Here is a 26998-nt window from a genome sequence, read left to right as displayed (position 1 = left end):
AAATGACGCAACCTTGGTGGAAAAAAGCAGTCGTGTACCAAATCTACCCGAAGAGCTTCAAGGATACGACCGGGAACGGTGTGGGCGATCTGCAGGGGGTCATCGAAAAACTCGACTATCTGAAAACATTGGGAGTCGACGTGATCTGGTTGACGCCCATCTATGAATCCCCGCAAAGGGATAACGGTTATGACATCAGCGATTATTACCGGATCAATCCGGAATACGGCACGATGGAGACCTTCGAAAGACTCCTGGAACAGGCGCATGAAAAAGGGATCAAAGTGATTATGGACATCGTGGTGAACCATACCTCCACCGAACATCCATGGTTTCGGGAAGCGGCCAAGTCACGGGAAAATCCCTATCGAGACTTCTACATTTGGAAAGACGGGGTGAACGGAGGACCACCAAACAATTGGCAGTCCAAGTTTGGCGGGAGCGCATGGCAGTATGATGAACGAACGGGGCAGTATTATCTGCATCTGTTTGATGTGACGCAAGCTGACTTGAACTGGGAGAACCCGGAACTTCGCGAGCGCATCTACGAAATGATGCGATTCTGGCTTGACAAGGGCGTGGATGGATTTCGATTGGATGTGATCAACCTCATATCGAAGGACCAGCGTTTTCCCGATGATACGCTGGAAACCCCATTGCATGACGGGCGCCGGTTTTATACGGACGGCCCCCGTATACACGAGTTTTTGAAGGAAATGAACCGACGGGTGTTTGCCAGGAACCCGGACCTATTGACAGTGGGAGAGATGTCCTCGACGACAATTGAAAACTGTATTAAGTACACCCATCCGGATGAAAAGGAACTGAACATGGTTTTCAGTTTCCATCATCTCAAGGTAGACTATCCGAACGGGGAAAAATGGGTCGCCGCCGATTTTGACTTTCTCCGGTTAAAAAAGATTTTGAGCGATTGGCAATATGGAATGCAGCGGGGTGGGGGTTGGAATGCCCTGTTTTGGTGCAATCATGATCAACCGAGAGTGGTCTCCCGATTTGGAGATGACCGGAAGTACCATAAGGAATCGGCCAAAATGCTGGCGACCGCCATCCATCTGTTGCAGGGGACTCCGTTTATCTATCAGGGTGAAGAGATCGGCATGACCAATCCCTACTTTGAGAATATCGAGGATTATCGGGATGTCGAATCCATCAATGCTTATCATCTGCTGCGGGCGCAAGGAAAGGACGAGAAAACCGTGATGGCCGCCTTGAAGCAAAAATCACGGGACAATGCGCGTACGCCCATGCAATGGAGCAATGAAGAGAATGCAGGCTTTACGAGCGGCACTCCGTGGATTGGTCTTGCGCCCAACTATCAGGAAATCAATGTGGAACAAGCTTTAAAAGACCCGGATTCGATTTTTTATCACTATCAAAAACTGATCCGGTTACGCAAACAATACGATGTGATCGCCTATGGGGATTACGAATGGATTTTGGAGGACCATCCCCACATCTATGCATATCTTCGTCGCTATCGTCAGGAAACGCTGTTGGTGATCAACAACTTTTACGGGGTGGAAACGACTTTTCGTTTACCTGAGAACCTCAACCTTGGTGGGCGACATCGCATATTGATCTCCAATTATCCGGATGCGGCAAACCAGTTTCATCATCTGAGATTACGTCCATATGAATCCGTGGCTTTTTATATTGAAGGGTAATGTTTTCCATGCCCGTACCGTGATGACAAAGGTACGGGCGATTTTATGGGCGTATCTTCCCTAATTCCTATTAATGTGATAGGATTAATTGTATATAAAAGCGCAAGGAGGTCGAAAGCATGTACATCACCTTGCGGGAACGCCTGTTTCTGGGGAAATTCGTCGCATCACTACAACGGACGGCCATGAACGGAGAACAGCGACTCAATCTCTCCATTCTCAATAAATTGGTGAATCCCCATCTGTCTTTTGACCAAAAAGAATACGGGTATTTGATCAAAAAATTGTCGGACCGCTTTGAAGAGGCGTGCGATTGCAGAAACGAACATGAAATCAATCTTGTACAAAGTCTGATTGCGAAATTGGAAAACAGCATGAAAGCATACATTTGATCAAAACCGCAGTCGGCCAACCCTCCTTTTAGGTAAAATGGTGAGTGGAAGGTCAGTTGCTTGGAAGAGGAGGGGTTAGAAATGTTCCACTATACTGTAGAGACAGAAAAAACGGTGGATGAGGCTGTTCGTGCGGTGGAAGAAGCTTGTGCCAAGCGAAAATTCGGTGTGTTGTGGCAATTGGACATCCCGACTAAGCTGTTGGAAAAAGGAATTCGTTTTGATCAATCGTATCGCGTGTTGGAAGTGTACAACCCGGATATAGCCAAAAAAGTATTGACACGTAACCAGCAGGCTGGCCACTTTCTACCTTGCAAGATCGTGGTATATACGGATGGGGATACGGGCAAGACACAAATCGGCCTGAGTCGACCGACTGCATTGTTTGCATTGACGGAGGACGAACATTTGCTGAGCATCGCCAAAGAAGTGGAATCGGCACTGATCCGTGCGCTTGATGAGGCCAAGGCTTGATCACGGATAAAGTGACCCCCGCCAAGTGCGGGGGTCGGATGTTTCTCGTCACTTTTTCTCCACTGCGTGTCCGCCAAATTCGTTGCGCAAAGCGGCGACGACTTTTCCGTGGAAGGTGTCGTCTTCCAAAGACCGGTAGCGCATGAACAGCGACATCGCGATGACCGGGGCACTGGCTTGGACATCCAAAGCCGTCTGCACCGTCCACAATCCCTCGCCGGAAGAATGCATGACGCCGCGAATGCCTTCCAGTCGGGGATCCTTGGCGAAAGCGTTTCGGGTCAACTCCATCAACCAACCCCGGATGACGGAACCGTTCGACCATACGCGGGCCACTTCTTCATAATCAAAGTCGAACTCGGATTTGTCCAAAATCTCGAAGCCCTCGGCGATTGCCTGCATCATGCCGTACTCGATTCCGTTGTGCACCATTTTGAGAAAATGGCCACTGCCGGTACGTCCCGCGTACAGATAACCGTTTTCCACGGCGAGGTCACGGAACAATGGCTCCAAATGTTGCTCAAACGTCTCCTTGTCGCCGCCAATCATGAAACAGGCGCCATGACGTGCTCCTTCCATTCCGCCGGACGTGCCGACGTCGAAAAAGCGGAGTCCCCGGTCGCCGAGGCGCTCTGCCCGGGAGATGGAATCACGGTAGTGGGAGTTGCCGCCGTCAATGATGATGTCGCCTTCCTCCAGCACGGGAACCACAGATTCCAACACTTGATCCACGATGTCCCCTGCAGGAACCATCAACCACACGACACGTGGGCGCGACAGTTTCCGGGCCAATGCTTCCATACTTTCAGCGGGGATGGCGCCCTTTTCCGCCAGGGTTTGTACAGGTTCAGGGTTGACGTCGTGGACGACCACCTCGTGGCCATGGTCCAATGCGTTCAGGACGAGGTTCATCCCCATTTTGCCGAGACCGATCATGCCGAACTTCATTTTCTTCATCTCCTTCAACTGTTACACTAACCCATTTAACAACAAAATCAACGGCAAGGCAACGAGGGACAGCAGGGTTTCCGCCGCGGTCCAGGTCCAAAACGTCTCTTTGAGGCTCATGCCAAAATATTCCTTAATCATCCAGAACCCAGAGTCATTCACATGAGATAGAATGATCGAACCTGCCCCCGTGGCCAACACAAGCAATTCGGGGGATGTTCCCGGCACGGCTTGGGCAATGGGAGCGACAATCCCGGCTGCCGTCAGCATCGAAACGGTGGCCGAACCGGTTGCCACACGGATTGCCGCGGCGATGACCCAAGCGAGCAAAATGGTTGATAAATGGGATTTTGCCGCCAATTGGCCCACGGCTTCACCAACCCCGGAGTCGATCAGCACCTTGTTGAACGCACCACCTCCGCCGATCACCAACAGGATGGAGGCGGTGGGAGCCAAGCAATCGTTTGCCCAGCGCTGAATCGTCTCGCGGTTCGTTCCCTGCAGGGTTCCCAAGCTGAAGAAGGCGTACAGGGTGGCGATCAGCAAGGAAACGATGGGATCGCCGACAAACGACAACACGGAAGAGAGCACCCCGTTTTTCGGCAGGAAAATTTCTGCCAAAGTGGCGACCAACATCAGAATGACAGGCAATAAAATGGTAAACAGGGTATTGGCGAAACCAGGCAGATTTCTTTCCCTTCGGCGAACGGACAATGAAGCGGCCATTTTTTCGGGAACAGACTTATGAATGCGTTTTCCAATCCATTGTCCGTAAAGTGGACCGGCGACAGCAGCAGCGGGCAAGCCAACCAGGAGGGCATAGAGAATGGTTTTGCCCACATCGGCGTGATAGATGTCTACCGCTGCCATGGCGGCCGGGTGGGGCGGAACCAAACCGTGCACCACGGACAACCCCGCCACCAGCGGAATACCGATCATGACCAAGGAAATGCCCGTTTCAGCGGCAATGGTAAATACCAGCGGAATGAGCAGGACAAATCCCACCTGAAAAAAGACGGGGATTCCCACGAGAAATGCCACCGTCATCATCGCCCAATGTACGCGGCGGCGTCCGAACCGGCGAATCAGCGTATTGGCGATTTGCTCCGCTCCGCCCGATTCGGCCATCATTTTTCCCAACATGGTGCCCAGCGCCAGCACGGTGGCGATGAAGCCAAGGGTATTTCCCATTCCTTCTTTGAGAGATTTGATAATGTCTGGGAGCGGCATACCGGCGACAAGCCCGAGACCGATGGCGGTGATGATCAGGCTGACGAACGGGTGCCATTTTACCCAGGTGATGAGTATGAGCAATACAACGATGGACAGTGCGGCCATCAGCAACAAGCTCATCCGGATCTCCTCCTATCGTTGCCATTGAGATAATGTTTGAAAAGACGGTCGCAAACGACGGTAGGTTTCTTCAAACAACGGAAACCATTGGTGGTACAGTCGTACCCGTTCCGGATCCGGGTACATGCGCCGCGTGATGCTTATCCACTCATTTACACGGGACAAATCGTCCATCTCCCGGATGGCCAATAAAGCCAATACGGCTGCTCCCATAGCCGAAGCTTCCTTGTTTTCCGGCACTTCGACAGTGGCATTCAATATATCTGCTGTCAGTTGCAACCAAAAAGGGGATCGGACGAACCCGCCTGAAGCCCGGATCGTCTCCGCTTGTGTGCCGCTCACGTCACGCACGGCATCAGTGATGGCCCGCAAGGTGAACGTCACACCTTCCAATGCCGCCCGTGCCAGATGGGCGGTTTGGTGATGCAAACGCAAGCCCACCCAAGCTCCGCGGGCATCAGGGTCCCAATAGGGAGCGCGTTCGCCGGTCAGAAAAGGGAGAAAGAGCAATCCGTCTGCGCCGGGTGGAGCCGATTCGGCAAGGGACATCAGGCGGTCGACAGAGAGTGGAGCCGAGTCGGACGCACCCTTGAAAGCGGATTCAGACAACCAGCGCAATATGTCTCCACCGCTGTTGGTGGCTCCGCCGATCACCCACCGGTCGTTAGTCAAGGCATAACAAAACGTGCGAGCGTTTTCATCGGTCGCTGGAGAGAAAGCCGCCGTTCGAACCGCACCGCTCGTTCCCACAGTGACAGCCAATTGTCCAGGTTGAATCGCTCCGACACCGACATTGGCCAAAACGCCGTCACTGGCACCGATGACGAACGGGGTGTCGGGGGAGAGACCCATCCGTTGCGCGCAATCTCGTTGCAATCCCGTAAAGACCTCCGTCGGAGGAACGACGGGTGACAGGCGCTCCGGTGTGATGCCGATGAAGTGCAGGATGTCCGGATCCCAGTCACGGGCGGACAGATTGTACAGCCCCGTAGCGGAAGCGAGAGAGGCATCTACGGTCCACCGTCCGAACATCCGATACCATATGTACTCCTTGATCGAGACGAATTTGGAAGCACGTTGAAATAAGTCAGGATCTCGTTCCTTCATCCACAACAACTTGACCAGTGGGGACATCGGATGAACGGGCGTGCCTGACCGGCGGTAACATTCTCGACCAAACGACAGGGTTCGCAACTGCTCCGCTTGCTCCGCCCCGCGGTTGTCTGCCCAGATCCATGCACGGGTGAGTGGGTTTCCGTCCGCATCCACGGCGATTAAAGCGTGCATCGCCGCGCTGAATCCGACGGCGGTCACATCTGACGGGGAGATACCGGCCGTATCGACAGCCGTTCTCACACTGTTCACGACGGCTTGCACGATCTCATCGGGGTCTTGTTCCACCCAACCTGGTTGTGGTTGAATCAGTGGATAGCCCGTGGTACCTAGTCCCAAAACGTTTCCGTAAAAGTCGAAAACAACAGCCTTGGTGCTGGTTGTACCAATGTCTACACCGATGACGACGGGTGGAGAAGTCATAACAAACCTCCTGTGGGTAGTTTGAGTCTGGTATGAATGAGTAGATTGGCCTGGTTAAATTCAATGTTAAAATTGTTACCGTTATCAAAAGGATAATGGAAACGCTATCATATTGGCAATACCCTTTCTTTCGAATCTTAGGTAAAGACAGTTATAATTTTAATATTATGAAATTATGCATAAATCTATCGGGTCACTCGTGTTCCGATATCAGATTCCCACTCCCCTTCAGGATTTGCAAGGAAGCAAAAACGTCCGTTTCGAAACGGGCCACGGGCGTGGGCAAAAATCACTATCGACCAAACTTCCAGTCCACGTTTTCCCTTATGGTCTTTCCTCAAGGGATTCAACAATGGATTGTGCCGGGAATAAGATAAAAAGACGTGTCCCGTTGATCCGCGGAAGGGTAGAATATATACGGATTGAAATCAAAAGGAGGATTGCGCGTGGGCTGGATTGTCAAATGGTTGATCAACGGTTTGGCCGTTTTTTTGGCTGCGATGTGGGTACCCGGAATTGAGGTGAAAGGATATGGTACGGCATTGCTCGTCGCACTGGTGCTGGGTATTGTGAACGCGTTGATCCGTCCGATTCTGGTGATCTTAACGTTGCCGCTCAATATCATGACTTTGGGATTGTTTACGTTCATCATCAACGGATTTCTGTTTTGGTTGGTGGGGCATTTCATCCAAGGGTTTTACGTGACAAGCTTTCTCGGTGCAATTTTGGGCGCGATCTTCGTCAGCTTGGTCTCTTGGGTGTTGAACATCATCTGGAAAGGGATCGCTCGATGAACCAAAAGTGGGCGTCATGGGCACTTCGCCTCCGGCAGATGCTGGGGGCGGAGGTTCACATCGTGCGCACGGGGAAAGACCGAAACTCCCAATATGTATACATCCCCATTCCCGGCCACGAAAGGTGGTCGCTGGAGGTCGCCGCTCCGTTAACAGAACGTGAGCGTTTACTGATCGCCGCGTTGTTGACGGAATGGGCTCACGAAAATGCACCGTCCGCCAAAAGGGAAGGATTTGCGGAACGAGTCGCACAGTGGTTGCACGACGCACAACGTGACCCGGATACGCCCGTGCCGACTGAGCTGTTGGAGCGGGACTGGGAGGGACGAGTTCCCTTGTTGGTCGTGCATACGAAGGCGGCTTTCTCCCTGACGGAGCTGGCTGTTCTCGAATCCTATTTTGAACAGCAGGCTTGGCTGGTACCGATACGGGAGGGAGAGTTACTGGTACTGATACCGGTTTCTCTCATCCAGTCGGAAGAGGAAAACACATTGACCGAGGAGTTGTACCGGGCCGGAGAAGGATTGGTTGAGGTGGCTGCAGCCGAGATCGGAGAGACGGTGACGGTTGTGATCCATCCGCCGTTATTCCATCCCGATCAATTGCCGGTTGCGGTGAAGGAGCTCCGAACGGCTTGGCGGCTGGGGCGGCGATTCCACCCCCAACGGACGGTGATTGCCACCTGGAATGCTCGGATGGAGCGGTTATTGATGGAAATCCCGGATGATGTCGTCCGACAGTGGCTGATGCAATCTCCAACACCGTTTTGGGAGGACGGGGAGCTCAGGGAGACATTGACGGCATTGTTTCGTCACAACTTGAATCTGAGCGAGACAGCCCGAGCACTGTATGTACACCGGAACACGCTGCTCTACCGGTTGGAGAGATTGAAGCAGGAAACTGGGTTGGATGCCCGACGTTTCGAAGATGCGGTATATATGTATACAGTCTTGTTGTTGACGGCGACAGAAGCGCATGAGGAGTAATCCTTTCGGCGGATTGTTCAAACAATAGCGACGAATTTTGTGCGGTTTGACCATGGCCTGTGATCGGTTCCTTTCATTACAATCTAATTAAGACAGCGCTTTCAACGGAGGGGACGAACATGGCACAGGTCCGGTTGAATCATGTGTATAAACGGTTTGGCGATGTGACGGTCGTAAAGGATTTCCATCTGGACATTCAGGACAAAGAATTTTTGGTATTGGTCGGTCCATCCGGTTGCGGAAAATCGACTACATTGCGGATGATCGCCGGCTTGGAGGAAATTTCTGAAGGAGAGCTGTACATAGGGGATCGTTTGGTCAACGATGTGCCACCCAAGGATCGGGATATTGCGATGGTTTTCCAAAGCTACGCCTTGTATCCGCACATGAACGTCTATCAAAACATGGCGTTCGGATTGAAACTGCGCAAGTTCAAAAAAGAAGAGATCGACAAGCGGGTACGAGAGGCGGCACGGATTCTGGACATCGAACATTTGCTTGACCGAAAGCCCAAGGCACTCTCCGGCGGTCAGCGCCAGCGGGTGGCGTTGGGACGGGCCATCGTTCGGGAACCGCAGGTATTCCTGATGGATGAGCCGTTATCCAACCTGGATGCCAAATTGCGTGTGCAGATGCGCACGGAAATCAGCAAACTGCATCAGCGTTTGGAAACCACCGTCATTTATGTCACCCACGATCAAACAGAGGCGATGACGATGGGCGACCGGATCGTTGTCATGAAGGACGGTGTGATCCAGCAAGCGGCTACGCCCTCGGAAATCTACAGCAACCCCGCCAACATGTTTGTCGCGGGATTCATCGGATCGCCGGCGATGAACTTCATTGATGGGGCGTTGTTCGAAGAAGCCGGAGACGTTTATTTCCGCAGTCAAGGATTGCAGGTGAAAGTACCACAGGGCAAAGCCAAGCTGTTGCGTGAAAAGGGATATGTCGGCAAAGAAGTGGTGTTCGGCATCCGTCCGGAAAACATTCATGATGAGCCGCTGTTTGTGGAGTCTTCCCCGGACAGTACCTTCCGGGCCAAAGTGGAAGTGGCCGAGAACATGGGGGCGGAAATGTACCTCTATCTGAGCGGCATCGCTGACAAGTGGGTCACCGCCCGCGTCAACCCGCGAACGAACTTTACACCGGGAGCCGAAGTGGAACTGGCCTTTGACATGAACAAAATGCACATCTTTGACAAAGACACAGAGCAGACAGTGTTGTAATCTGACGGCGTAAAGTGTTCCAAAAAACGAACAATGCACCCGCCTGTTCTAAAAGAAGTTTTTCTCGAAGCGATTTTCCACAAGTGTATAAGCCGTTTCCCAATCAAAATGGGAAGCGGCTTGTTGTTTCGTCCGGTGGCATCCACATCGGGAACGTGCTACACTGTTGACAAAACGTACGTGTCGGGAAATGGATAAATCATCCCGGCCGCTTTTGTTCGTGGAATGTGGAAAAGAGGGGAAAGTCATGGGCAAAACGATTACGGTGAAAGAGTTGGTCCAGCAATTCAATTTGGAGGTCATCTGCGGTTGGGAGGGGTTGGAGCGCACGCTGACGGTGAGCGATTTATACCGACCCGGAATGGAATTGGCCGGTTTTTTCACGTATTATCCCGCTGAGCGGTTGATGCTGTTGGGGAAGACCGAATTGACGTTCATCAACGGCCTCACCGAGGAAGAACGGAAGGATCGGTTGTGGCGCTTGTGCCACGAATCGACTCCATGCTTTTGTATCACCCGGGATATGAGTGCCCCCAAAGAATTAGTGGAGGCGGCTAAAGAGAAAAGAATCCCGGTGTTGCGCACATCCATGGCTACCACCAAATTTGGAAGCAAAGTGACCAACTATCTGGAGAAGCGTCTGGCACCCACCACCACCGTCCACGGCGTATTGGTCGACGTGTATGGGGTGGGTGTCCTGATCATGGGCAACAGTGGGATCGGTAAAAGCGAAACCGCATTGGAGCTGGTCAAACGGGGGCACCGGCTGGTGGCCGACGATGCGGTGGAAATCATGCAGACTGAAGAGGATGAGTTGGTCGGTCATGCGCCGGAACTGATTCGCCACCTGCTGGAAATCCGCGGGTTGGGCATCATCAACGTGATGACGTTGTTCGGAGCGGGGGCGGTCAGGGAATACAAGAAGATCTCCCTCGCGATAAAGCTGGAAAACTGGCAGGAAAACCGGCAATATGACCGTCTCGGGCTGGATGAAGAGCGAATCCGCATCATCGACACCGAGCTTCCGCAGCTGACCGTACCGGTCCGACCAGGGCGTAACTTGGCGGTGATCGTCGAAGTGGCCGCAATGAATTTTCGGTTGAAACGGATGGGATACAACGCCGCCCAACAATTTGCGCAAAAATTGGGTCAAGCGATTGAAGACGCCGATGAATTGGATTAGACGTTTCATCATCCCTGTATAGGGTAAAAAGACCCTGAGAGACAGGCGCCCGGAATTTCGGTGGATGGGGGTTTTCACACCATGGAAACACGAATCCGGGAAGCGGATTTCATCAAAGGGGTTGCCATCCTCGGGGTCATTTTGATTCATGTGACTGCATTCAGTTTGCGGGATACGGTGCCGACTACCGACGGCGGTATCTACCTGGCGATCAACCAGATCAGCAGGTTTAGCGTACCCGTTTTCTTCATCCTGTCGGGATTGTTTTTGTTTCACCGGTATTATGGCTCCGGATTTTCGATGGCACGATTTATGAAAAAGCGCGCCCGTTTCATTCTGGTTCCCTATCTAATCTGGTCCGTATTTTATGTTGCGTACGCATGGACATTCCATCCGGAGACGGCGCCGCATACAGTGGAGGATTTCGTGATGGCGCTGTTGACGGGACGCGCTTACTACCACCTCTATTTCGTGTTTGTGATGGTGCAGTTTTACCTGATTCTGCCCGTCCTGTTCTGGGGCTTTCGCCGGTTCGGCGGTCTCACCATGGTGGCTTTGGCATTGATGGTGTATGCACTGTCGGAGGCGATGACATGGTGGGACGGCGCCGGTCGTCCAGAGTGGAGCGAGGAGTACACGGAAAACGCGATTTCGTTGTTTCCGACGTGGCTCTTTTACTTTTGTCTGGGCGGGTGGTTGGGCCAAAGGGTGGATCGGCTGAAGCGGATGATCGATCGATTGTCGACGACGGGCGTCTCTCTCATCTTTGGATCAATGGTCATCCTGACGTTGGCCGAGAGCTTTTTTCGCGGGCGATTCGGCTTTTACAACTTCACCGTCTCGATTTATTCCATCGCTTCATTAATCTTGTGGTTTCAGTTGGGGGAACGGTGGAAACGGTCTTGGATCGCACTACTGGGCCGGTACTCCTACGGGTTGTATCTCGTCCACCCATTTTTGCTCAACCTGTTGAGCCGCTTGACGCCGCATTTGTTTCCGGAAGCTTCCTGGCAGGAGTTTACGTTTATGCTGGTGGCGGTGACGGGACTGTCTTGGACGATGGTGTGGGTGATCAGCCGGATGCCGTACGGCGAGTTGCTGAAAGGGAAGTGAAAGTGTAAGCCTGTTCGGAATGCATGCCCACTCGACTCCGTTTTCCTGTCGCGCAACATTTCCCGGAGGAGCGACTGATCAAGCCTTGCCGAGCTCCGATTCGGAAAGAGTAGGAATTCATTCGAAGCCGACTCATCAGATACAGTTGTCAGCATTCTCAGCCCACTCGGTGGGCGCTTTTTTTTACCACCCTTTCATTTTCATTTGTCGTAGAAGTACGATAAAATGGTAAAAGCAAACATGACGGATGACGAGACGATCATTGTATCGTCAACGAGATCCAACCGAAAAACAGATACGTTACTGAGAAGGGAGCGCGACACACACATGCACTTGGCCATGGTCATCGATCCGGTCGCCTTTTCCCTCGGCCCTTTGCAAGTCCACTGGTACGGTATCATTATGGGCACAGCTGCCCTGATCGGACTGTGGTTGGCCATTCGGGAGGGGAGACGGCACGGATTGGACAGCGAACTGTTCCTGGATATGATGATCTGGGTGATACCTTCCGCGATCGTCGGTGCGCGTCTGTATTACGTGCTGTTTGAATGGGAGTATTACTCCCTGCACCCCGCTGACATCATCGCCGTGTGGAAAGGCGGGTTGGCCATTCATGGCGGATTGATCGGTGCATTGATCGCCGGTTATTTCTTCGTGAAAAAAAAGGCGGTTCGCTATCTCCATCTTGCCGATATCGTGGCACCCAGCATCATTTTGGGACAAGCGATCGGCAGGTGGGGCAATTTCATCAACCAGGAGGCGCACGGCTCGCCGGTCAGTCTCGCATTTTTGCAGAGCCTGCACTTGCCTGACTGGATCATCCAGCAGATGAACATTCAAGGCGTCTATTATCATCCGACATTTTTATATGAATCGATCTGGGATTTCGTCGGTTTTCTTCTGCTATTCTTGCTTCAGAGATGGAATCCGCGGCGCGGCGAAGTCTTTTTCAGCTATCTGATTTGGTATTCGATGGGCCGTTTCTTCATCGAGGGACTGCGTACGGACAGCCTGACGTTCAATGGACCGGACTGGCTGGCTCACCTGCTCAATGTGCTTTGGTCCCCGATGACGGTGAAGTTCACACCGGGAATGATGATGGACGGCAACATCCGCATCGCTCAGTTGGTCAGCGTTACGTTGATGGTGGTCGGTGTCCTGCTGATCGTCGTTCGGCGGATGCGGGGGAATACGGAACAGTATCTTTCGAAGACGGAGATCAGCGACGCATCCGTCAGCCGGGCAGAGTGATTTGCGATTCATGCCACGGAGAAATCGATCAGGTATACGGCTGATCCGCAATGTTTTTGATTACAGTCTCACTCGCTCCAGGCGGAGCGAGTCTTTTTTACAAAGGGGGATGAACCGGGTGTCCAAACAGTATACCGTCATGTTGTTCGACCTGGATGGCACGTTGATCGACACACACGAGCTGATTCTCGCTTCGTTTATGCACACGTTGGAACGGCATTGCCCGGGGAAATACACCCGTGAAGACGTAATCCGGTACATGGGGGAGCCGCTTCTCGATCAGATGCGTCGATTTGACCCGGATCAAGCCGAGGTGATGGTACAGACCTATCGAGAACACAATATCCAACACCACGACGAGTATGCGAGTGCATTTCCCGGTGTGGTGGAGGTACTGCATCGTCTGGCTGAAGCAGGTGTGAAAATGGGAGTCGTCACCAACAAACAGCGCAAGACGGCAGAGATGGGATTGCGGTTGCTGGGTGTGGAAAAACTGATGCAAACCATGATTTGTTTTGGTGAGACAGAGAAGGCAAAGCCGCACCCCGACCCTGTACTGACGGCGATGAAACGACTTCACGGAAAGCCGGATCAAACATTGATGGTCGGAGACAGTAAATACGACCTGATGGCGGGTAAACGAGCCGGAGTGGCTTCTGCACTGGTGGGTTGGAGTAAGCATGATCCGGTGGAATTGAAGGCATTGGAACCGGATTACGTGCTGGATTCGCCGGAGGATTTGTTGGATTTGGCCGGGCTTGGTTCGAAGGGTACATCCTGATCTTGATTTCTTTGAGGGCGCAGGTGGAGCGAACCGGAAAAGCAATTGAACAGTAGTCACACCAGACACACCCTGCGGGTGCTGGTGGAAATGGCACACTCTCTGATCGAAGCGAAAGCGGGAGAGAGTGGCTTTATATAGGACTTGGGCAAAAGGGGGGCGAATATGCGGCGTACGGAACGTTTCCCCGTCGAGGGTAGCAATGCTTTGTGGCAGCTATACCGGACGGTTTCCTTTTGGAAGGTATTGCGCAATGTGGTCATCGGGGAATTGAACCGATACAATCCGCACCTGGGTTTCAAAAACTGGGTATACCGAACGTTCTTGGGGATACGAATCGGTGACAAAACCGCCTTGGCACTCAAAGTGGTGGTGGATGTCCTGTTTCCTGAGCGGATTCGTATCGGCAACAACACGATCATCGGCTACAACACGACCCTGTTGACACATGAATATCTGGTAGAGGAGTATCGGATCGGCGATGTAGAGATCGGTAATCATGTGATGATCGGCGCCAACACCACCATCCTGCCGGGGGTGCGGATCGGAGATCGGGCGGTGGTCGGTGCCGGCTCGGTCGTAACGAAGGATGTGCCGGCGGGAGCGTTTGTCGCGGGCAATCCAGCGCGTTTCATCCGCTGGCGGGAGGAGGAGCCTTCCCTGAGCAATCCGCCCGGCACCTGTTAAACATGGGGTTCGTATACATCAACATCGACATCGAAGTTCATGATCCATTTTCCTCGTTCAAAAACCGGGTACACCGAACCCGGTTTTATTTTGCCGGCTTGACAAGCCAAAACATACACAGCGAAATTGGCCGGATACGACTCTTTGAATGCGAAGGCCAATCCTTTTCCCATCGTGCCGACACAGTTGACGGGATTCACCAATGCTTCCACATCCGCTTCCAATATATTTCCTCTTACATATCGAATCATACTATTCTCATCTCCATCGGGTACACCTGCCAATATCGAGAATCATATTCCATACAACGTCGTCTTATGCGCATGTGTTTCGCATTTCCGGGGTTGCTGAGTGGATCAGCAACCTCTCTTTTCGTTTATCGTCCTAAGGTGACACAAAATACTCATAGTTGTTTTAATTGACTCACTGGTATAAACGGAAATAAAATGAAATTGACATAAGTGTCAGTCTAAAAGAAAGAGGTGAAGCCATGTCGCCGCGAAGACCCGAGCAAAACGCGGCCATACGGGAAAGACGTATTCAGCAGATACTGGAGGCCGCGTTGAAAGTATATCGCGCACGGGGATACCACGGAGCCGAGATTGGGGAGATTGCCCGCGTGGCAGGCCTGGGACGCGGACTGATCTATTATTACTTCCGTAACAAGAGGGATTTGTTTTTGACACTCATCCGTCGTACGTTGGAGGCATGGCAGGAGCGTGCGAAGGATATTTTGGACGCCGATTTGTCTGTTGTCGAACGTCTGGCGCGATATTTGAAGGAGATGTGTGTACTGGCGCTGCAACATCCGGAAATCACCTATTTCCATACCACCATCTCTCGCAATCTGCGTGTCATCTTTCCAAATGAAGCAGAAGAAGTGATGTCTCTTTACGAGCAATACATGTTTGTTTCCTTTCGCCACTTGATCGAAGAGGGGGTTCGCAGGGGGGAACTGCGCGATGTGGACCCTCGGGTGGCGGAGCGGATGTTTTTCAGTGTATTGTTCGGCGCACTTGATAACGAAAACATGATTACACCGGAGCATATTGATCCGTTAATGGAAATTACGTTGTTTGGTCTGGTGAAAACTGATGGGAGAACAACCGTATTTGGATGACATAAGAGGGAGTGTCCGGTAAATCCGTGAGGGAGAGGTGAGTGAAGACCTAAGCCCGGCCGACCGAAGACCCGGAAAGCGCAGGATTGGAACGCGGGAAACTTCCTCTAGTGCAGTGTACTTTGCCGGCGTCTGCGCTCCGGATCGGAGCGGCCATGACCAGCTTCCCTGCAGGACGCAGGTGGAGCGATCCGGGAAAGCAATTGGGCAGTATTCACCAGACACGCTTTAGTTAAAGGAGGAGCATGTGTGGGCGTATTGACGCGGTTCTCCCTGCGAAACACGGCTGCCGTGCTGATCCTGGTCCTGCTGGTCACCTTCGGCGGACTGTATACGGCAACCCAGCTGAAAATGGAAGCGATGCCCGACATCACGTTCCCGGTCATTGTGGTGATCACGCCGTATCCGGGAGCATCGCCACAGGATGTGGACCAAAAGGTGACACAGCCGATCGAGCAATCGTTGCAGGGAATTGCCGGAGCCAAGAAGATCAGTTCGGTGTCGGCTGACAGCACGTCGGTTGTGGTCGTGGAGTATGATTTCGACACGGATCTGGACAAGGCCAAGCAGGAGATACAGGAAGCGGTTGACCGTGTCTCCCTGCCGGACGGCGCGATGAAACCGTCGTTCAGCCGGTTCGGATTCAATACATTTCCGTTCATGATCCTAGGGGTGACAAGCCAAACCAAAGACCCGGAAGAACTGGAAAAATGGGTGAAGGAAACGGCTGAGCCCATCCTGAAAACAGCTGATGGCGTGGGTCAGGTGCAGATCAAGGGACAGGGCCCCAAAGCCGTGTATGTTCGCTTGAAACAGGATCGGCTGAAAAAGTACAATCTGACGGCGCAACAGGTTCAGCAAGCGCTCCAGGCGAGCAACGTTTCCATCCCGGTGGGCGAATTGCCGTCCGGGCGGTTGGATTTGCCAATACGGGTGGATCAGAAGATCACGTCCGTTGATCAATTGAAAAATTTACGCCTCACCATCCAACCCAATCCACAGGAAGGAATGGAGGATGCCTTCAACCAGATCGGCCAAAGCATGCAGGGATTGGGTCAGGCTGTCGGCGGCCTGGGCCAGTCAGTTGGTCAACTGGGCCAGGGATTGGGTGAAGTGGGCCAAGGTGTGGGGCTGTTGCAGGCTCAAGTGCGTATCTTACAATCAGCACAACAATTGCAGGCCCAGCTGTTGGGGGATCAAATCGCACTCAACGCCGCGGAAATGCGGCTTAAGCAAAACCCGCAGGATCAGGAAGCAGCTGCACAGGTGGCGCAGTTGAAACCGAAAGTGGCTGCCGAGATACAAGCGTTGAAACAGCTCAATGCACAGCTGAGCCAACTACAAAAGCAGATGCCGCAACCCAAGGGGGCACCCGCAGGCGGAGCCCCGCGCGAAATGGGTGAACAACCGAAGACAGGCGGTAAACCGAAGATCAAGGAAACACAAATTCAGACGGTGAAACTGTCCGAAATCGCTGATATCAGCGAATCGCAACAGGACAGCACCATGATTACGCGCATGAATGGGAAGCCGTCGGTCAATATCGAGTTGATCAAGGACCCCGACGGCAACATCGTGGAAGCGGCTGAAGCGGTCTCGGCTAAACTGGCAACGCTGAAAAAGCAGGATCCCAATGTACAGTTCACATTGTTGTTTGACCAATCGCGAGCGGTAAAATCGTCGATTCGAAGCATGGTGCGGGAAGGCTTGTTGGGAGCACTGTTTGCAGCCGTTGTGATTCTGTTGTTCCTGCGCAATTTCCGTACGACATTGATCGCCGTAGTTTCGATTCCGCTGTCGGTGTTGGCCACACTGATTCTTCTCAAACAAGCGGACATCACGTTGAATGTGATGACTCTCGGTGGTTTGGCTGTCGCCATCGGGCGGGTGGTGGATGACAGCATCGTCGTAATTGAAAACATTTATCGTCACCTGATGAAAAACCGCGATCGGACCGTCGATCTGATCACCTATGCCACCAAGGAAGTGGGGGCTGCCATTACATCTTCCACCCTGACGACGGTGGCGGTATTCGTACCATTGGGCTTGGTCAGTGGGATTGTCGGCAAAGTGTTTCTGCCGTTTGCGCTGACGGTGGTATTTGCCCTTCTTTGTTCACTGATTGTCGCCGTTACGGTGGTTCCGCTGATGGCGAAATTGATGCTGTTGAACAAAAGGAAACAGCCACGCTTCAATAAGAAGGAAAGCGGAATGGCGGCCAGTTACCGACGGGCATTGGCATGGGCTTTGGATCACAAAGGAGTCGTTCTGTCTGTATCCACTTTGGCACTTGTCGCCAGTCTGTTCCTCATCCCGTTGGTAGGAACCAGTTTTCTCCCGTCCAATAAGGACAAAGCTGTGCAAGTGAAACTGGAATTGCCGCCCGGTACCGCTTTGAGTACCACTGATGCCCAGGCTCGGAAATTGGAAGCAAAGCTGCGGAACTATCCCCAAGTAAAGCAAGTGTCCACGACCGTGGGTAATTTGCGCGGACAGTTGGCAGGGGACGGGACGATCGGCAGCACCAACAAGGTGTCCCTGTTTGCCAACCTCGATCCGGACACGGACATGGACCGTTTCTTGTCCCAAGTACGGAACGACTTGGGCAACATCAAAGGAAATGGTGAACTGCAGGTATTGGAAGTGAAAAGCATCGGACCGCCTTCCAGCCAGATTGTTGCGATCATCAAAGGGGAGCGAATGGCGGACATCCGAAAAACGGCTGACATCTTGACGAACAAAATGAAGAAAGTGAGCGGCCTTACCAATGTGACCAACAACCTGAGCGAACAAAAAGGACTGGTTTCCGTCCATGTCGATCAGGCCAAAGCTGCCCAACACGGTTTGGTGCCGATGCAGGTGGCAATGTCGATTCGCGGGTTGTTGCAGGCGGAAAAAGTGAGTGAGCTAGAGAAAGGGAGCCAGACCGAGGAGATTAAACTGGGGTTGGCAAACAAGGACCTGCATTCCGTCGAGCGATTGAAAGCCATTCAATTATTGACCCCGACAGGCAAGATGATCAAATTGGGTGACATCGCTTCCGTCAGGGTTGAGCAGGGGCCCGTCACCATTCAAAAAGAGAACGGATCCCAGTATGCTCAGGTATCTGGCGACGTAATCGGCAAGGACACGGGGGCGCTGTCACGGCAAGTCCAGCAGATCATCAACGGGATGAAACTTCCGTCCGGCGTGAAGGTAACGCTGAGGGGCGACACGGAGGAGATGCAAAAAAGCTTTGCCCAGCTGGGTATTGCCATGGTAGTGGCTGTAGCCGCCGTCTACTTGGTGATGATCGTCACCTTTGGTGAAGCGACTGCTCCGTTCACGATCCTGTTTTCCCTGCCGTTTGCTGTGATCGGCGGATTGGTCGGTTTGTGGCTGTCTGACCAACCGATCAGCGTATCCGCTATGATCGGGGCACTGATGCTGATCGGAATCGTCGTCACCAATGCGATCGTGTTGATCGACCGGGTTCAGCAACAACGGGCACGCGGGCTGGACATCCGTTCGGCGCTCCTGGAAGCGGCCGGTACCCGGTTACGGCCGATTCTGATGACGGCGCTGGCCACCGTGTTCGCCCTGTTGCCGTTGGGGCTGGGTTACGGTGAAGGGTCACTCATTTCACAGGGATTGGCCGTTGTGGTGATCGGAGGGTTGACTTCCTCCACACTGCTGACCCTCTTTATCGTTCCGATTATGTACAGCATTCTCACACGGGGGAAAGACCGGTTGACGCGAAATCGGCGTACCGAAGTGACGACGGGTTAGGGCTACACCAAACGACGGACTTTCCCCAGCCTGTTTCCTATCACAAATCAGTTTGATTTTTTTGCCAACATATGCGTATAATATAAATAAGTGAGAAGGAGCCCTCGGTAGGGCCGCGTTCTTACAACCCATTGATCACGAAAAAGTGACCCTCAGGTTGGCAGGCCCACGGGTCACTTTTTTCGTGATGTCACGACGTGAACGACAACTTGTATCACCAACGCAGTAGTTGCAACAACTTGCAACACCAGCGATAGCAAATCAATCGTTTCCGTCACAAGCATCACCTCCTTTCTTCGCCGTGTGACGAAGAAAGGAACGCGACCCGTCCTCGGACTCCTCCTCTACAACCATTTCCACGCAAAGAGCGGGAAATCCTTCCTTACTCTTTTTTGGTCAGTGGCGATACGACACAAGGCAGTCGATGCAATAAGAGAGATTACCCGTTTCCACGGAACATTGTGAGCAAGCAACCGGGGTGCGGCAACCGTCGCCGCTCCCGCTATCCTAACGGCCACAGCTTCATCGTATGGATGTCCTGTTGGTTTGATCGACGGCATAATATCCCCCGGTCATGATCAAAAAGCTGGGAATGAACCAGTGGTAAGGATCGACACAAAGAGCGAAAATGCCGGTGGCGAATGCCCCGCTGAGCGCCAATGATTGGATCGATGGGCGTCGGACGAGTAGTGGCGGAAGCGTTAAAACTACTTGCAACAGCGCGCATTCCGTGAGGAAGATGGGAAGGAATCGGGGGGTACGCGGATCCAGGTCACTCCATGTTCCCCACAATCCCAAGGCGACCCCCGTAACGGTCACGAAACAAGCGTAACCGAAACGAGCGGATCGGTTCCTGTCCTCCATCATGGGTTCGCCTCACTTTAGTAAAGTGTCATGATACCGGATTTCGACAGAATGATGGGATATTCCCTCTTTTATATTTAAAATTTGGTTGGCTGTCGATTTGGCGGGTTGGCAGACTACATTATAAATAATACCAACATCAGCGCCAAAATGACCACGATACTGATAATGAGGCTGATCGTGACGAAGTCCTAAAGGACATGTTTTCCCATCCTAGATACACCCAGACTCATCGATATCGCTCCATGTAACGGGTAAACCGATGAGAACCGCATTCCCCAAGTGAGTCATATGCCATTAGATGTGAAAACAGCATTAAGAATCCCTTATGAAACAGGTCAGCAAGTGAATATAGGTTTGAAGTTTTAAGTGGGGTAATATTGCTAATTACCTTGGAATTAGAAGAGCATTAAGACTCGCTCTACTAACAAGTCAGTCTGTTAATGTAGGTCTGAATATAAGAGGAAAAGGACGTTTCTGTTCGGGAACAGGAAAAATTCCCGTCAACATAGGCGTGGGAAAGCGATTCTGATCTTTGTTTAAGCATGATACGAGAGTTTAAAGGGGAATCGGATAGTTTTGTCACAACCTGCCCATCATTAAGAGGGTTATTTTTTTGTTCTCAAAACGATTGACTGGTGTTTCACATCCTCTGACGGTGTTTTCACAATAACGTGGTTTGGGAGGGACGGTCCTTCTGTTCCGGACCGTCATTCCCACTTAACACCAGGTGGAGAACCAGTGACGATCTTCTACAGCTCGAGTTAGATCGTCACACGTCAGCTCCGACGGCTGCTTCAATCGAATTCAAGCCGTCACGTTCCAAAACACGGATCAACGTTTGATTGATCTCCCGCGCGATGCCGGGGCCGCGGTAGATCATGCCGGTATACACCTGCACCAGCCGGGCGCCCGCCCGTATTTTTTCATAAGCGTCCTCACCGGTAAAGATGCCACCTACCCCGATGATGGGGACGCTACCCTCGGTTTCCCGGTAGATGTGCCGGATAAATTCAGTGGATTTGCGACGGAGTGGTTTTCCGCTTAAGCCGCCTGTTTCCCCGGCATGTGCGTTTTTCAATCCTTCCCGGGTCAACGTGGTGTTGGTGGCAATGAATCCGTTGATGCGGTGTTGCAATCCGATTCGTACCATATCGGACAGCATTTCCAACGGCATGTCGGGGGCCACCTTGAGCAGAATGGGTCGCTCTTCGCCCGTTTCTTTTTGCAGTTGCCGTTTTTCCGCCATCACCTCGGCCAACAATCGGTCTAGGGCGTTCACTTGCTGAAGATCACGCAATCCTTGGGTATTGGGAGAACTGATGTTGATGACGAAATAATCGCCGTATCTGTACAGCGTTCGCAAGCCAATTCGGTAGTCATTGGCCGCCTTTTCATTGGGGATTTCCTTGTTTTTGCCCAAATTGATGCCGATGGGAATGGCGGGACGGGGAAGACTGACAAATGATCGGGCTGCATGTTCGATGCCGCTGTTATTGAAGCCCATTCGGTTGATGATAGCCTCGTCTTCCGGCAGACGGAACAGGCGCGGCTTCGGATTGCCCGGTTGAGGTCGCGGGGTGAGTGTCCCCACCTCGATCGATCCAAATCCGAAAGCGGCCAGCGCCGGGTATACACCTGCGTGTTTGTCGAACCCGGCCGCCAAACCGACGGGATTAGGGAAAATGCGATTCCAGCAACGGACGGCGAGCCGATCATCCATTACGCACATGCGGCGTTCGACAGCGGCAAGAAATGCAGGGACAGACTGCATGGCCTGCAAACTGCGTATCGTCCACTCATGTGCAGTTTCCGGGTCCAATCGAAACAGCCATTTTCTCCATATTGCATACAAGGGTACTCGCGTCCTTTCCGGTCAGGGTTTCGTATGGTAGGATACCACATTTTCAGGAGGAGAAGCACTCAAACGGAAGCGAAAAGGCTTAAACAAAGCGGTTTTTTCCGAGCGATCGGCGAACCGAATCGTAGCGGGCTGATGGTTCTCTTACATACCCTCATCCAAAGGGGTGAGTGGGATAAGGGCCAACTGTTGACTTTGGCAACCGATTTGTCAACGGGCCAGAAAGCCAACCAGCAGGCAGAGCAGACCCAGAACTACCGCTTCCCAACCGGCGCTGTTTCTTCGGAGCAGGAAAAACGCACCGGCCAGTTCCAGGATGATGCCGATCATGATGAAGAGATGGGCCAATGAGCTCATGTTCTCCCTCCTCCGTTTCAGGTTTCAAGTGATGGGCATGAGATATGCGGAGCCGGGCATGGTAACCGTGATTTTTTCCCTCTTCAGTATAAAAAAAGTATCGTCCTCTGAGTATGACGGTTTTTTGCCCATACACCGACTGCCATCCCTTATAATGGTACGGGAACGGGGGAATGGGAAGTGAAGTTGCAATTCGCCACTCAAAATGAAGGAAAATTGGCAGAAGCGAAACGGGTACTATCCCGGTTCGGGATTGAAGTGATCGGATTATCCGTCGATTTGTGGGAGCCTACCAGTGGGGAAATTCAAACGGTAACCATGGAAAAACTGCGGCAAATTCGTCGGATGGGATATGACCGTGTCATGGTGGATGACGCCGGCATCTTTTTCGCCGCGTACAACCATTTTCCCGGTGTGTTGACCAAAAGGGTGTTTGACCGGATTGGTTACCGCGGAGTGAGAAAACTATTGGAAGGGGAAGATCGGACGGCTTGGTTTGAAGGTTGCATCGCCGTTTCTTGGGATGGGGAAACCCGTCTGTTTGCTGCAAGGACACCCGGGCGCATCCTCGATCCGATTCCTGATGGCATCCGACCGGAACCGGGCTTGCCTTTCAATCCCATCTTTATTCCCGACGGTGAAACGCGGGTATTGGGAGCGATGACGCCTGAAGAACAAATGAAGTATTCGTATCGCAGTCGCGCACTGGAGCAAATGGCGGAATGGTTGTTGAGCCGGTGATGGAGTGAAGGGAAAGAGGCATTCTAAAGGATGTTGGTAAAAATTATTGTCCATTATGGATCGAAAGAGATCGCCAAACAACCTACTAGGGGATTGACGCTGATGGAAGTCGGTGTTACACTACCAGAAAAATGACCGCTTTAATTTATTAGCAAACTAAAGTATCGCTGGGAGTGGAATGGGATGGCAAAACCGCGGGAATTTGAAAAACCGACCGGATTTCGTGATTTTCCGCCGTCGTTGGCGGCGAAGAAACGCGCGGTGGAAGAGCGGATTCACCGGTGTTTCGAGCGTTGGGGATATCAGGAAGTGATTACGCCGACGCTGGAGTACCATGACACCGTGGGTCGCGCCAGTGCCATTCCCGAAGAGAAATTGTTTAAGCTGATCGACCGGGAAGGAAAAACGCTCGTGCTGCGTCCCGACCAAACCGCACCGATCGCACGCGTGGTGGGGTCCGTATTGCGTGAGGTGCCCGTGCCGCTTCGCCTGTTGTACCATGGCAGCGTGTTTCGGGCGCAAGAACGTTCCGCGGGTCGCAACGCCGAGTTTTTCCAATCCGGTGTGGAGCTCGTCGGGGAGGCTTCGCCCGAAGCAGAAGCGGAAGTGATCGCGCTTGCGGTGGAAACGATTCGGGCATGTGGTTTGGACGCGTTTCAATTGGCGGTGGGTCATGTGGGCCTGCTGGATGGTGTGCTGCGGCAAGCAGTGGCGGATGAAGGGGCGGTCCAAGAACTGAAGGAATCGTTGGGAGCCCGCAATGTAGTCGGGTTTTTCGGTTTGTTGGAGCGATTTTCCTTGCCTGATTCGGTAAAACGGGAACTGACCTCGTTGCTCCAGGTGAGGAGAAATCCGTCGGAGTTGATGTGTCTCAACTTGGTGACATCGTCGCCGGAGACACAAGCGGCGGTGGAGCGGCTTTCAGCCATGTGGTCGTCGCTCGCCGATTTCGGCGTGACGCCGCACGTGGTGCTGGATTTGGGGTTGGTCGGCAGTTTGGGCTATTATACGGGCATTTATTTTGAAGGCTATACGGCTTCCCTGGGGTTCCCTGTCTTGAGCGGGGGCAGTTACGACCAATTGTTGGAGCGGTTTGACCGTCCGCTTCCGGCGACAGGGTTTGCGGTGAAGCTGGATCGCGTGATGGAGGCAGGCGGCGTGCCGGATATGCAGAAGCGGCGAGTGGCCGTTCTGTATGACCGGTCACAACGGCCGGAAGCGATTCTTGTCGCCGAGCGGATGCGCGAACAGGGACACCATGTCGTGTTGCAGTGGCGGGATGATCAAGGCGGACATCCGTCGGACGAATGGTTGGCGTTATTTGACGAAGTGATCCGGATCGGGGAGGAGGAAGGGCGATGAACAACATGTTGACGATCGCGATGCCAAAAGGGAGGATCTTTGAGGAAGCCGTCCACCTGATGCGAGAAGCCGGTTTTCCCATTCCGGACGAGCTGAGCGAGGATTCACGGAAATTGATCGTCACTGTGCCGGAAGCCGGCCTTTCCTTTTTCCTCGCCAAACCGATGGATGTGCCGACATATGTGGAGTATGGTACGGCCGATCTGGGCGTGGTGGGCAAGGACGTGTTGTTGGAAGAGGAACGGGACGTGTACGAACTGCTCGATCTGCGCATCAGCCCCTGCCGGATCTCCGTCGCCGGTTTGCCGGATTGGCAACCGACGCTGCATCCGCGGGTGGCGACGAAATATCCCCGCATTGCCGACCGGTATTTCCGTGAACGGGGGCAGCAGGTGGAAGTGATACGGCTGAATGGTTCGATCGAGCTGGCTCCTTTGATCGGTTTGGCCGATCGGATCGTGGATATCGTATCCACCGGGCGCACCCTGAAAGAAAACGGACTGGTGGAACTGGAAACCATCACGACGGTCACCTCGCGTCTGATCGCGAACCGGTCCAGCTACCGCATGAAAAGTGAACAAATTGATGCCTTGACCTGCTCGTTGGCCGATACGGTTCGTCAAGGAGGGAGCGTGCGATGATCGCAATCGTGAAGCCGGGGGAGCTGAACACCCGCCGGTCGGTGGACAAGGGAACGGAGCAACAGCGGCAGACGGTGCGCACCATACTGAATGAAGTGCGTAATGGAGGCGACGGGGCTTTGCTCGCCTACACGCGTCGGTTTGATGGAGCCGATCTGACGCGGCTGGATGTAACGGAGGAGGAAATTGCGGCGGCTTATCGGGAAGTGACGCAAGAGTGGCTGGCATCCCTCCGGCAGGCGGCCGATCGGATCCGTCGCTACCACGAACGTCAACGACAGACATCTTGGTTTCATCCGGAAGTGGACGGCACCATACTGGGTCAATTGATCCGACCGCTCGCACGGGTCGGTATTTATGTACCGGGAGGGCGAGCAGCTTATCCATCCTCCGTGTTAATGAACGCCATTCCCGCGCAGGTGGCGGGGGTGGAGGAAATCGCGATGGTAACGCCGCCCGACCGGGATGGACGTATCCCTGCCACCACGCTGGTTGCAGCCAAGGAAGCCGGTGTGACGGAAATTTGGAAAGTAGGCGGTGCACAAGCCGTTGCCGCATTGGCGTACGGAACCGAATCGATTCGTCCTGTCGACAAAATCGTCGGGCCGGGAAACATTTACGTTGCCCTTGCCAAACAGATGGTGTTCGGCGATGTGGCCATAGACATGATCGCCGGACCAAGCGAAATTGTGGTCGTGGCTGATGAAACTGCCGATCCGGAATGGGTGGCGGCGGATCTGTTGTCCCAAGCCGAACACGACCCGTTGGCTTCGGCGGTGTTGATCACACCGTCCCCCACATTGGCCAAGCATGTGGCTGAGGCATTGGTGCAACAGTGCGAACGGTTGGAACGCAGGGAGATCGCCGCGCAGTCGTTGCGGGAGCAAGGAGCCATCTGTGTGACGAGTGACATGGAAGAGGCGATCGTCACCGCCAACCGTTTGGCTCCGGAACATCTGGAACTGATGGTGAAACAGCCTTGGGACTGGATCGGGAAAATAAAAAACGCCGGGGCGATCTTCCTCGGACCGTACAGCCCCGAGCCCGTTGGCGATTATTTCGCCGGACCCAACCATGTACTGCCGACCAACGGGACGGCGCGTTTCTCTTCGCCGCTCAGTGTGGACGATTTCGTGAAAAAATCGAGCGTGATTGCGTACAGCCGTGAAGCTCTGTTCCGGGACGGACTGCATGTGGTGCGTCTGGCCGAGGGCGAGGGATTGGGAGCCCATGCGGCTTCAATCCGCGTGCGGCTGGAACGGAAGGAAAAGGGTGAAAACAATGCGTGAGCGAACGGCGGAAATCAAGCGAAAAACCAACGAAACGGACATTGTGGTCCGGCTCAATCTGGACGGGACGGGTCGGACGCAATTGGATACCGGCGTCCCATTTTTGGAGCACATGTTGGATCTGTTCGCCAAACACGGTCTGTTTGATCTGGAAGTAACCGCACGCGGGGATATCCACATTGACGATCACCACACCGTGGAGGACATCGGCATTTGTTTGGGCATGGCACTGGCGGAAGCACTGGGGGACAAAAAAGGGATTCGGCGTTACGGCAACGCGTTTGTTCCGATGGATGAGACGTTGGGTCAGGTGGTCGTCGATTTGTCCAACCGACCGCATCTGGAGTTCCGTGCCGAATTCCCTGATCGGCGGGTCGGTACGTTTACCGTTGAATTGGTCCATGAGTTTTTCTGGAAGTTGGCGCTGTCGGCGCGGATGAACCTGCATATTATTCTGCATTATGGACGCAACACACACCATATGATCGAATCGCTGTTCAAGGCGGCGGGACGGGCACTGGACGAGGCGACTCAGATCGACCCGCGTGTCAAAGGCGTACCTTCATCCAAAGGAGTGCTGTGA

General features: G+C 53.2%; 25 protein-coding genes. 18 read left to right on the top strand and 7 right to left on the bottom strand.

Features of this window, described 5'->3' with window-relative positions; genetic code table 11:
• Positions 1-2: 2 nt before the first annotated feature.
• The 3 genes from treC (at position 3) to KI215_RS14560 (ending at position 2551) form a co-directional block, all read left to right on the top strand.
• On the top strand, positions 3-1685 hold the full coding sequence (treC, locus tag KI215_RS14570; RefSeq protein WP_212773409.1) for an alpha,alpha-phosphotrehalase: 1683 nt from the start codon (positions 3-5) through the stop codon (positions 1683-1685).
• A gap of 119 nt (positions 1686-1804) precedes the next feature.
• On the top strand, positions 1805-2077 hold the full coding sequence (locus tag KI215_RS14565) for a hypothetical protein (RefSeq protein WP_212773408.1): 273 nt from the start codon (positions 1805-1807) through the stop codon (positions 2075-2077).
• Between the two features lie 81 nt (positions 2078-2158).
• A complete protein-coding gene (locus KI215_RS14560; protein WP_212773407.1) occupies positions 2159-2551 on the top strand; it encodes a DUF302 domain-containing protein in 393 nt (130 codons plus the stop codon).
• Positions 2552-2599: 48 nt separating this feature from the next.
• Here KI215_RS14560 and gnd read toward each other — a convergent pair whose 3' ends face one another.
• Genes gnd through KI215_RS14545 form a run of 3 tightly spaced genes read right to left on the bottom strand, consistent with a single transcriptional unit; the run spans position 2600 to position 6388 of the window.
• Positions 2600-3499: a phosphogluconate dehydrogenase (NAD(+)-dependent, decarboxylating) gene (gnd, locus tag KI215_RS14555; protein WP_212773406.1), complete on the bottom strand. Its 900-nt coding sequence runs from the start codon at positions 3497-3499 to the stop codon at positions 2600-2602.
• A 21-nt stretch (positions 3500-3520) separates the two neighbouring features.
• Complete coding sequence (locus KI215_RS14550) at positions 3521-4852, bottom strand: GntP family permease (protein WP_212773405.1); 1332 nt, start codon at positions 4850-4852, stop codon at positions 3521-3523.
• Positions 4853-4864: 12 nt separating this feature from the next.
• Positions 4865-6388, bottom strand: a complete 1524-nt coding sequence (locus KI215_RS14545; protein WP_212773404.1) for a gluconokinase — start codon at positions 6386-6388, stop codon at positions 4865-4867.
• Between the two features lie 446 nt (positions 6389-6834).
• Between KI215_RS14545 and KI215_RS14540 the strand changes: the two genes are divergently transcribed.
• The 8 genes from KI215_RS14540 (at position 6835) to KI215_RS14505 (ending at position 14412) form a co-directional block, all read left to right on the top strand.
• Complete coding sequence (locus KI215_RS14540; RefSeq protein ID WP_212773403.1) at positions 6835-7182, top strand: phage holin family protein; 348 nt, start codon at positions 6835-6837, stop codon at positions 7180-7182.
• Positions 7179-8168: a PucR family transcriptional regulator gene (locus KI215_RS14535; protein ID WP_212773402.1), complete on the top strand. Its 990-nt coding sequence runs from the start codon at positions 7179-7181 to the stop codon at positions 8166-8168. Before KI215_RS14540 ends, KI215_RS14535 begins: the two co-directional genes overlap by 4 nt.
• Positions 8169-8287: 119 nt before the next feature.
• Positions 8288-9397: an ABC transporter ATP-binding protein gene (locus tag KI215_RS14530; protein ID WP_212773401.1), complete on the top strand. Its 1110-nt coding sequence runs from the start codon at positions 8288-8290 to the stop codon at positions 9395-9397.
• Between the two features lie 247 nt (positions 9398-9644).
• Positions 9645-10580, top strand: a complete 936-nt coding sequence (gene hprK, locus KI215_RS14525) for an HPr(Ser) kinase/phosphatase (RefSeq protein ID WP_212773400.1) — start codon at positions 9645-9647, stop codon at positions 10578-10580.
• Positions 10581-10661: 81 nt separating this feature from the next.
• On the top strand, positions 10662-11693 hold the full coding sequence (locus tag KI215_RS14520; RefSeq protein WP_212773399.1) for an acyltransferase: 1032 nt from the start codon (positions 10662-10664) through the stop codon (positions 11691-11693).
• A gap of 225 nt (positions 11694-11918) precedes the next feature.
• Positions 11919-12944, top strand: coding sequence for a prolipoprotein diacylglyceryl transferase (lgt, locus tag KI215_RS14515; RefSeq protein WP_246512134.1), 1026 nt, complete (start codon positions 11919-11921; stop codon positions 12942-12944).
• 118 nt (positions 12945-13062) lie between these two features.
• Positions 13063-13725 (top strand): pyrophosphatase PpaX, encoded by a 663-nt coding sequence (gene ppaX / locus KI215_RS14510; protein WP_212773398.1) that lies wholly within the window; start codon positions 13063-13065, stop codon positions 13723-13725.
• 165 nt (positions 13726-13890) lie between these two features.
• Complete coding sequence (locus KI215_RS14505) at positions 13891-14412, top strand: acyltransferase (RefSeq protein ID WP_212773397.1); 522 nt, start codon at positions 13891-13893, stop codon at positions 14410-14412.
• Here KI215_RS14505 and KI215_RS14500 read toward each other — a convergent pair.
• Positions 14409-14663, bottom strand: a complete 255-nt coding sequence (locus KI215_RS14500; protein ID WP_212773396.1) for a macro domain-containing protein — start codon at positions 14661-14663, stop codon at positions 14409-14411. The genes KI215_RS14505 and KI215_RS14500 overlap by 4 nt on opposite strands.
• 239 nt (positions 14664-14902) lie before the next feature.
• On the opposite strand from KI215_RS14500, the gene KI215_RS14495 reads away from it, so the two are divergent.
• Entirely contained in the window at positions 14903-15532 is a 630-nt protein-coding gene (locus KI215_RS14495) for a TetR/AcrR family transcriptional regulator (RefSeq protein WP_212773395.1), read from the top strand.
• Positions 15533-15781: 249 nt separating this feature from the next.
• Positions 15782-19300: an efflux RND transporter permease subunit gene (locus KI215_RS14490; protein ID WP_212773394.1), complete on the top strand. Its 3519-nt coding sequence runs from the start codon at positions 15782-15784 to the stop codon at positions 19298-19300.
• Between the two features lie 522 nt (positions 19301-19822).
• Here the strand turns inward: KI215_RS14490 and KI215_RS14485 are convergent.
• The 3 genes from KI215_RS14485 to KI215_RS14475 form a co-directional block, all read right to left on the bottom strand.
• On the bottom strand, positions 19823-20167 hold the full coding sequence (locus tag KI215_RS14485) for a hypothetical protein (RefSeq protein WP_212773393.1): 345 nt from the start codon (positions 20165-20167) through the stop codon (positions 19823-19825).
• A 769-nt stretch (positions 20168-20936) separates the two neighbouring features.
• Complete coding sequence (locus tag KI215_RS14480) at positions 20937-22019, bottom strand: quinone-dependent dihydroorotate dehydrogenase (protein ID WP_212773392.1); 1083 nt, start codon at positions 22017-22019, stop codon at positions 20937-20939.
• Between the two features lie 216 nt (positions 22020-22235).
• Positions 22236-22382 carry a hypothetical protein gene (locus tag KI215_RS14475; protein WP_212773391.1) on the bottom strand — a complete coding sequence of 49 codons (147 nt, stop codon included), beginning with the start codon at positions 22380-22382 and terminating at the stop codon, positions 22236-22238.
• Positions 22383-22562: 180 nt separating this feature from the next.
• On the opposite strand from KI215_RS14475, the gene KI215_RS14470 reads away from it, so the two are divergent.
• The 5 genes from KI215_RS14470 (at position 22563) to hisB (ending at position 26998) form a co-directional block, all read left to right on the top strand.
• The gene (locus tag KI215_RS14470) at positions 22563-23123 is read left to right on the top strand and encodes a non-canonical purine NTP pyrophosphatase (RefSeq protein WP_212773390.1); all 561 of its coding nucleotides are present in this window, start codon (positions 22563-22565) and stop codon (positions 23121-23123) included.
• Between the two features lie 183 nt (positions 23124-23306).
• Complete coding sequence (gene hisZ / locus KI215_RS14465) at positions 23307-24485, top strand: ATP phosphoribosyltransferase regulatory subunit (protein WP_212773389.1); 1179 nt, start codon at positions 23307-23309, stop codon at positions 24483-24485.
• A complete protein-coding gene (gene hisG, locus KI215_RS14460; RefSeq protein ID WP_212773388.1) occupies positions 24482-25126 on the top strand; it encodes an ATP phosphoribosyltransferase in 645 nt (214 codons plus the stop codon). Before hisZ ends, hisG begins: the two co-directional genes overlap by 4 nt.
• Entirely contained in the window at positions 25123-26415 is a 1293-nt protein-coding gene (gene hisD, locus KI215_RS14455) for a histidinol dehydrogenase (RefSeq protein ID WP_212773387.1), read from the top strand. Before hisG ends, hisD begins: the two co-directional genes overlap by 4 nt.
• Positions 26408-26998, top strand: coding sequence for an imidazoleglycerol-phosphate dehydratase HisB (gene hisB / locus KI215_RS14450; protein WP_212773386.1), 591 nt, complete (start codon positions 26408-26410; stop codon positions 26996-26998). The genes hisD and hisB overlap by 8 nt, the downstream gene beginning before the upstream one ends.

Source organism: Polycladomyces abyssicola, from assembly GCF_018326425.1.
Classification (GTDB): Bacteria; Bacillota; Bacilli; order Thermoactinomycetales; family JIR-001; genus Polycladomyces; species Polycladomyces abyssicola.
This window is presented reverse-complemented; position numbering and strand designations above follow the sequence as displayed.

Excerpts from the sequence above, each read along its gene's own strand:
- KI215_RS14560 (WP_212773407.1), top strand. The coding sequence starts at position 2,159 with ATGTTCCACTATACTGTAGAGACAGAAAAAACGGTGGATGAGGCTGTT.
- hprK (WP_212773400.1), top strand. The coding sequence starts at position 9,645 with ATGGGCAAAACGATTACGGTGAAAGAGTTGGTCCAGCAATTCAATTTG.
- treC (WP_212773409.1), top strand. The coding sequence starts at position 3 with ATGACGCAACCTTGGTGGAAAAAAGCAGTCGTGTACCAAATCTACCCG.
- KI215_RS14475 (WP_212773391.1), bottom strand. The coding sequence starts at position 22,382 with ATGAGCTCATTGGCCCATCTCTTCATCATGATCGGCATCATCCTGGAA.
- KI215_RS14495 (WP_212773395.1), top strand. The coding sequence starts at position 14,903 with ATGTCGCCGCGAAGACCCGAGCAAAACGCGGCCATACGGGAAAGACGT.
- KI215_RS14530 (WP_212773401.1), top strand. The coding sequence starts at position 8,288 with ATGGCACAGGTCCGGTTGAATCATGTGTATAAACGGTTTGGCGATGTG.
- KI215_RS14535 (WP_212773402.1), top strand. The coding sequence starts at position 7,179 with ATGAACCAAAAGTGGGCGTCATGGGCACTTCGCCTCCGGCAGATGCTG.
- KI215_RS14545 (WP_212773404.1), bottom strand. The coding sequence starts at position 6,388 with ATGACTTCTCCACCCGTCGTCATCGGTGTAGACATTGGTACAACCAGC.
- hisG (WP_212773388.1), top strand. The coding sequence starts at position 24,482 with ATGAACAACATGTTGACGATCGCGATGCCAAAAGGGAGGATCTTTGAG.
- KI215_RS14505 (WP_212773397.1), top strand. The coding sequence starts at position 13,891 with ATGCGGCGTACGGAACGTTTCCCCGTCGAGGGTAGCAATGCTTTGTGG.
- KI215_RS14565 (WP_212773408.1), top strand. The coding sequence starts at position 1,805 with ATGTACATCACCTTGCGGGAACGCCTGTTTCTGGGGAAATTCGTCGCA.
- gnd (WP_212773406.1), bottom strand. The coding sequence starts at position 3,499 with ATGAAGTTCGGCATGATCGGTCTCGGCAAAATGGGGATGAACCTCGTC.
- hisB (WP_212773386.1), top strand. The coding sequence starts at position 26,408 with ATGCGTGAGCGAACGGCGGAAATCAAGCGAAAAACCAACGAAACGGAC.
- hisD (WP_212773387.1), top strand. The coding sequence starts at position 25,123 with ATGATCGCAATCGTGAAGCCGGGGGAGCTGAACACCCGCCGGTCGGTG.
- KI215_RS14500 (WP_212773396.1), bottom strand. The coding sequence starts at position 14,663 with ATGATTCGATATGTAAGAGGAAATATATTGGAAGCGGATGTGGAAGCA.
- KI215_RS14485 (WP_212773393.1), bottom strand. The coding sequence starts at position 20,167 with ATGATGGAGGACAGGAACCGATCCGCTCGTTTCGGTTACGCTTGTTTC.
- lgt (WP_246512134.1), top strand. The coding sequence starts at position 11,919 with ATGGTAAAAGCAAACATGACGGATGACGAGACGATCATTGTATCGTCA.
- hisZ (WP_212773389.1), top strand. The coding sequence starts at position 23,307 with ATGGCAAAACCGCGGGAATTTGAAAAACCGACCGGATTTCGTGATTTT.
- KI215_RS14520 (WP_212773399.1), top strand. The coding sequence starts at position 10,662 with ATGGAAACACGAATCCGGGAAGCGGATTTCATCAAAGGGGTTGCCATC.
- KI215_RS14550 (WP_212773405.1), bottom strand. The coding sequence starts at position 4,852 with ATGAGCTTGTTGCTGATGGCCGCACTGTCCATCGTTGTATTGCTCATA.